General features: G+C 73.8%; 5 protein-coding genes. All 5 read right to left on the bottom strand.

Annotated elements, in window-relative coordinates:
• Positions 1–102 precede the first annotated feature (102 nt).
• The 5 genes from ABZ641_RS23055 to ABZ641_RS23035 are packed head-to-tail and all read right to left on the bottom strand — an operon-like array spanning position 103 to position 6,047.
• Positions 103–1,473 carry an amino acid permease gene (locus ABZ641_RS23055; protein ID WP_359984473.1) on the bottom strand — a complete coding sequence of 457 codons (1,371 nt, stop codon included), beginning with the start codon at positions 1,471–1,473 and terminating at the stop codon, positions 103–105.
• The gene (locus tag ABZ641_RS23050) at positions 1,470–2,759 is read right to left on the bottom strand and encodes an MFS transporter (RefSeq protein WP_359984470.1); all 1,290 of its coding nucleotides are present in this window, start codon (positions 2,757–2,759) and stop codon (positions 1,470–1,472) included. The genes ABZ641_RS23055 and ABZ641_RS23050 overlap by 4 nt, the downstream gene beginning before the upstream one ends.
• The gene (locus ABZ641_RS23045; RefSeq protein WP_344624798.1) at positions 2,756–4,054 is read right to left on the bottom strand and encodes an ATP-grasp domain-containing protein; all 1,299 of its coding nucleotides are present in this window, start codon (positions 4,052–4,054) and stop codon (positions 2,756–2,758) included. Before ABZ641_RS23045 ends, ABZ641_RS23050 begins: the two co-directional genes overlap by 4 nt.
• The gene (locus ABZ641_RS23040) at positions 4,051–5,055 is read right to left on the bottom strand and encodes a class I SAM-dependent methyltransferase (protein ID WP_344624799.1); all 1,005 of its coding nucleotides are present in this window, start codon (positions 5,053–5,055) and stop codon (positions 4,051–4,053) included. Before ABZ641_RS23040 ends, ABZ641_RS23045 begins: the two co-directional genes overlap by 4 nt.
• Complete coding sequence (locus ABZ641_RS23035; RefSeq protein WP_359984466.1) at positions 5,052–6,047, bottom strand: aminotransferase class I/II-fold pyridoxal phosphate-dependent enzyme; 996 nt, start codon at positions 6,045–6,047, stop codon at positions 5,052–5,054. The genes ABZ641_RS23040 and ABZ641_RS23035 overlap by 4 nt, the downstream gene beginning before the upstream one ends.
• Positions 6,048–6,258: the final 211 nt, after the last annotated feature.

The following is a 6,258-nucleotide window of genomic DNA, read 5'->3' as shown; positions in this document are numbered from 1 at the left end:
GTCAAGCCGCGTCCACCCGGCGGAAGGCACACCCGGCCGCCCGGCGCACCCAGTTCGGCCAGGTACGCGCGGGTCAGGGAGATGCGGTCCATGGATCTCTCTCTACTGTTCGGCAGCCGCGGTTGCGCGGCGGCCACGGATCAGGGCGGCGGCGAGGACGACCGAGGCGAGCACGGCCGTGCTGATCAGCTGGATCCTGGTGCCGGGATCGACGAGCATCAGCCCGAGCAGCGCGACCATGGCGGCCAGCGCGGTCCAGCTCAGGTACGGGTGGCCCCACATCCGCACCGGCGAGTCGGCCGGCAGGCGCCGGCGCAGGCGCAGCTGGGAGCAGGCGACCAGGATCCAGACCAGCAGCAGCACCGTGCCGACCGCGTCGAGCAGGTGGAGGAAGACCGTGCGCGGCCAGAGCAGGTTGAGCACGACTCCGACGAATCCGAACGCGGCCGAGGCGAGCACGGCCGCACGGGGGACGCCCGTCCGGCCGAGCCGTGCCAGCAGCGCGGGCGCCTGGCGGCGGCGGGCCAGCGAGAAGGCCATCCGGGCGGCGGCGTAGGTGTTGGCGTTGAGCGCGGACAGCAGGGCGAGCAGCACGACGACCCGCATGACCTGTCCCGCGGCGGGAACGCCGACGTGGTCGAGGACGGCGGCGAACGGGCCGGCGCCGACCTGCGGGTCGGACCACGGCAGCAGGCTGACCACGACCGCCATGGAGCCGAGGTAGAAGACGGCGATCCGCCAGACCGCGGCGCGGACGGCCCGCCCGGTGGCCCGGGCCGGGTCGTCGGACTCGGCGGCGGCGATGGTGACGACCTCCAGGCCGCCGAACGCCGGGACGGCGGTGGTGAGTCCGGCCGCGACGCCGGCCCAGCCGTGCGGCAGCAGGTCGCCGTCCAGGGCTCCGGTGTCCCCGCCGGGGAGCACTCCGGCGATCGCCAGCACGCCGACGACCAGGAAGGCGACGATCGCGGCGACCTTGACCAGGGCGAACCAGAACTCGAACTCGCCGAAGTTCCGCACGTCGGTGAGGTTGACCGCGGTGAAGACCGACATGAACAGCAGCACCATGAGCCACTGCGGGACGGCCGGGAGCCAGCCGTGCACGATGACGGCGGCCGCGGTCGACTCCAGGGCGAGCACCACGACCAGGGTCAGCCAGTACAGCCAGCCGATGGTGAACCCGGCCCATGCGCCGAAGGCACGTTCCGCGTGCTCGGAGAACGAGCCGCTGGACGGGTGGGCGGCGGCCATCTCGGCCATCATCCGCATCACCAGCACGGTGAGGACGCCGGCCGCCGCGAAGGACAGCACGATCCCCGGTCCGGCCGCGGCGATGCCCGCGCCGGAGCCGACGAACAGGCCGGACCCGATCACGCCTCCCAGGGCGAGCATGCCCAGGTGGCGCTGGCGCAGGGTGCCGCGCAGGTGCTCCCCCGGTCGCGGCTCGGTGGCGGGTGGAGCGGTGAGGGTCATTCGAGGTCCTTGGACGAGGCACGGGGACGGGGGAACGGGCGGATCGGGGCCGTGACGGGTTCGACCACCGCTGCTTCGGTGGGGCGGCCCGGCATCCGGGACCACCGCAGCGCCAGGACGGCGGAGACCGCCGCCCCGACGGCGCCGAACACGGTGATGACGACGGACGCCGGGGCGTGGTCTGCGGCGAGGCCGGCCAGGGAGATGCCGACCCCCTGGGCCATCCGGACGGCCGCCGAGGCCAGTCCGAACGCCTTGCCGCGCTCGGAGTCGGGGACGGAGCGGCTGTACTCGGCGTTCGCCGGGACCTGGAACGCCGAGAACACTCCGGAGGCCGCCCACAGCGCGCAGGTCACGGCGGTGTTCGAGGAGAGCACGGTGAAGGTCAGCACCGCGCAGGAGGCGACGGACAGCGGCCCGAGCAGCCGCAGGCCGCGGTCCGGGCTCACCCAGCGGGTCAGCACGAACATGCCGACGACCGCGCCGGCCGGGCTGGCCGCGAGCAGCAGGCCCACCCCGGTCGGCCCCTGTCCCAGGGCGTGGGCGTACGGCGTGGCCAGGCCCTCCTTGCAGGCGTAGAAGCCGGAGACCGTGCCGAACGCCACCAGCAGGCGCAGCCGGCGGTCGGCCCGGACGAGGCCGGCGCCGCCGGTGATCACGCTCCACCGGCCGCCGGTCGGCGGGCCGCCGGCCGGCCGCGGGCGCCGCTCCAGGCCGTACCGGGTCAGCACGGCCGAGACGGTGAAGGTGGCCGCGTTGAGCAGCAGGGCCCGGGAGGGCCCGAGCACCGCGACCGCCGCGCCGCCCGCCGCGAACCCGGCGAGCTGGCCGAGCTGGGCGGTCAGGTTGACCACCGCCGACGCGGGCAGGTAGTGGTCCCCGGGGGCGATCGTCGGCAGCAGTGCCGACCGGGCCGCCAGGTGCGGCGACTGGGCCAGTTGCACCGCGACGACCAGCGAGCACAGCAGCCACAGCGGCGTGCCGGGGATCGCCATGACGGCGACCAGGCCGGTGCGGACCAGGTCGCACACCACCATCAGCCCGCGCCGCGCGCAGCGGTCCGCCAGCCAGGACAGCATCGGCCCGCCGACGAGTTCCGGCAGCAGGGTCAGGGCGTAGGTGAGCGCGGCCAGCCCCGCCGATGCGCTGCGGTCGAAGACGAGCAGGGACAGTGCCACCCGGGTGAGCTGGTTGCCGCCCACCGAGACCAGCTGGGCCAGCCACAGCATCCGGAACTCGCGGACGGCGAGCACCTGGCCGAAGCCCGCCGTCGGCGGCCTGCTCACGGGCGCGCCACCGACTGCGCCCGTCCGGCCACCCGCGCCACCGGCCGGTCCTCCACCGGCTCCCAGTCGAGCCGGTACTCGGCGAGCACCCGGCCGATCGCCTCCTCGATGCGGCGGCCGCTGCCCGCCCTGAACCGGTAGCGGCCGCCGGTCTCCTTCGCCCCGCCGGTGCCGTTGAGGATCGCGCCCACCTCGGGCAGGACCTCCGCGTACATCTCGGGCACCTCGGCGAGCAGCGACCTGGTCGACAGCACCCGGCAGGGACGCACCGGGGGCTCCGGGATCAGCAGGTAGCCGCCGGCCTCGCCCGCGGGGTCGGGCGGGGTCAGGTCCGGGGACTCCCCGAGGGTCAGTCGGGTGGCGACCTCCAGCAGGTCGAGCCCGTACACGTCGCGCCAGATGTGCGGGAGTTCCGCACCACCGGCGCGTGCGGCCACCTCCAGGAACACCAGCCCGTCGTACTCGCCGGGCCCGGTCGGGTCGACCGCGAACACTTCGAGGTGGAAGACGCTGCTGCGCACGCCGAGGGCGGTGAGGGCGACCTCCGAGTACCCCGTCAGCCGCCTTTCCAGCTCGGGGTCGTCCGCGGCCACCGAGCCGAACGAGTCGCCCAGGGCGTAGTCCAGGCAGGTGTTGAGCAGCCGGAAGGCCCGCAGCACCCGCACCCGCCCGTCCTGGATCACCCCGTCGACCTGGTACATCGGCCCGCTGACGTACTCCTCGCAGACGTGGTTGGGCAGCGGGTCGGCGAGCGTCTCCTCCAGTGAGGCCGGGGAGTTGACCAGGCAGATGCCCTGGCTCCCGGAGCCGTCGCGGGGTTTGAGCACCACCGGGAAGCCGACCTCGGCGGCGAACCGGCGGACCTGCCCGGGATCGTCGGCGTCGACGAACCGCGGCACCCGCAGGCCCGCCGCGGCGACCAGCTGCTTCATCGTCACCTTGTCGCGGACCCGCGCCACGTCGTCCGGCCGGGGGCCGGGGACGCCGAGCAGTTCGCGCAGGTCCGCGGCGACCTCGAGGTCGCGTTCGAAGAGCGCGACGACCTGGTCCAGCGGGCCGTGGCGGTCCACGATGCCTCGGGCCAGTTCGGCGACGGCCGGCCGGTCCGCGAGGTCGTCGACGACGGCCACGGTCTCCGCCGCGGCGGCGTCGACGCCGTCGGCGCCCGCCGCCGAGCAGAGGTAGGCGACCCGGTCGGTGCCGTGGTCGATGTACGCGGTGTAGTCGCAGCCCACCGACCGGTCGAAGCGGTTGAGGACGAGGATGTGCCTGCCGGTCGCAGCGCGGTCGCTCATCCGTGCGTCCTCTCGCGGGTCAGGTGCATCAGCGCCGTGTACGGGGGCAGGTCGAAGTCGACGACGTCGGCGAGGTTCCAGCCGGCCTCGGCGAGGACGTCCTTCCACTCGGCGAGCGAGGGGATCATCTGGCCCATCACGGCGTGCGCGGTCTCGAACCCGAGCGTGAAGACCGGGTGCCGGTCGGTGGAGGGCAGGTCCGAGCGGTAGGTGTCGCAGATGATGAGGTCGGTCGCCGCCGGGAAGGCCTCGCCGATCAGCTTGAGGCTGGTCAGGCACTCCTCGCGCGGCCACAGGTCGTGGCCCATCATGAAGGTGCAGACGAAGTCGACCTGGTCGAACTCGGGGCGGTGCTCCATCGCGGTCGCGTCGCCGTGGACCACCGAGATCCGGTCGGCGAGGCCGGCCCGGGCGACCGACTCGGTGGCCAGGGCCACCGCGCCGGCGGCGAAGTCGACGCCGATGCCCCGGAACTCCGGGTCCTGCCCGGCCAGCTTGATCAGCCGCTCGCCGCTGCCGCAGCCGAGGTCGGCGCCGCAGCGCAGGTTGCGCTCGGCGACGATCCGGTAGAACGCGGGGTCGACGTAGGAGAATCCGGCGTCGCGGGCGCCCAGGCCGATGGCCTTGTAGTCGCGCCGGACGGTGAACCCGTCGGGGCGGTTCGCGGTGCGGATCAGCTCCGGCATGGTGGTGAAGAGTTCGCCGCAGCCGCGGGTCAGCCAGTAGAAGAAGCCCTTCTTCGCCATGGTCTCGGCGAACTGCGGGCCGGGCTCGGCGAAGCGGTGCTCCGGGTCGAGCGCGACGATCCCGGCGAGGGCCAGGCCCCGGGCGACGGCCTCGACGGAGGGCGCGTCGAGGTCCTGCTCGCGGGCGAAGTCCCGCAGGTCCACGGGTGCTTCGGAGCCGTCCAGCCGGTCCAGCAGGCCGGTCTCCCAGGCGGTCGAGATGGCGTAGGCGGAGAGCGTGTGGTTGAAGACGTCGTCGATGACCGAGACGGTCATGGTTCCCCCAGGTGTTGTGTGCGAAAGCCGATCAGGATCGCGTCGACCGCGGCGACGAGGGCCGCGGTCTCGGCGGCGGTGCCGACGGTCACCCGCAGGGCGGCGCCGACGGGATGGACCCGGACCCCCCGGTCCAGCAGGACGGCCGCCCAGTCCGCGGGGCCGTCCGGCGGTCGTACGTAAAGGAAGTTGGCCTGGCTGGGCGTCACCTCGAAGCCGCGCCGGGCGAGTTCGCCGGCGAGCGCCTCGCGGTTCTCCCGGTTGCGGATGCGGCGCTCCTTGAGCGAGGCCGGGTCGGCGAGCGAGGCGAGCGCGGCGGAGCAGGCCGCGCTGCTGACGGTGAACGGCGTCTGCAGCGAGCGCAGCGCGCCGATCAGCCGGGCGTGGCCGATGCCGTAGCCGACCCGCAGGCCGGCCAGACCGTGGATCTTCGAGAAGGTCCTGGTGGTCAGCAGGTTGGGCAGTTCCGACAGGGTCTTGAGCGACGGCCCGGCGTCCGCCTCGTCCGCGTAGTCGTGGTACGCCTCGTCGTTGAGCACGACGGTGCTGTCGGGCAGCCGGCCGGCCAGGTCGGCGACCGCCTGCCGGGGCTGCCAGGAGCCGGTGGGGTTGTGCGGGTTGGAGAGCGCGACCAGGCCGACCTGCGCCTGCCGGAGGTGGTCGGCCAGGTCCTCGCCGGGCGGCCAGGGGCGGGTCACCGTCGGGGTGCCGCACTGGACGCCGAGCATCGGGTAGAAGTCGAACTCGGGTTCGTGGAAGAACGCCGGCCGCTCCGGCCCGGTGAACGCGCGCCAGGCCAGGCCGATGATCTCGGCGCTGCCCGCACCGACCAGCACCCGGTTCAGCGGGACGTCGTGCAGTTCGGCGATCGCCGCCTGCAGGGCGCCCTCCCCCACCGGGTACCGGTGCACGTCCGGCACCAGTGCGTGCAGGGCCTCGGCCACCCCGGCCGGCGGTCCCTGCGGATGTTCGTTTGCATGCAGACGCAGCATCGTCCCCCTCGATTCGATCTTTCGATTACGGTAGGAACCGCGACTGGATGACGACTGGACGACAACTTTTCCTTCACACGGGGCGGGGACGCGGAGATGGTGCAGGGGGGCGCACACGTGCAGGTACAGCTCCTGGGACCGGTCAGGGTCCTGCAGGGCGCGGCCCGGCACGACGTGCCGACGGCGGGGCGGCGCGCGGTGCTCGGCCTGC

The organism is Kitasatospora sp. NPDC007106, from assembly GCF_040634455.1.
In the GTDB taxonomy this organism is placed as follows: Bacteria; Actinomycetota; Actinomycetes; order Streptomycetales; family Streptomycetaceae; genus Kitasatospora; species Kitasatospora arboriphila.
This window is presented reverse-complemented; position numbering and strand designations above follow the sequence as displayed.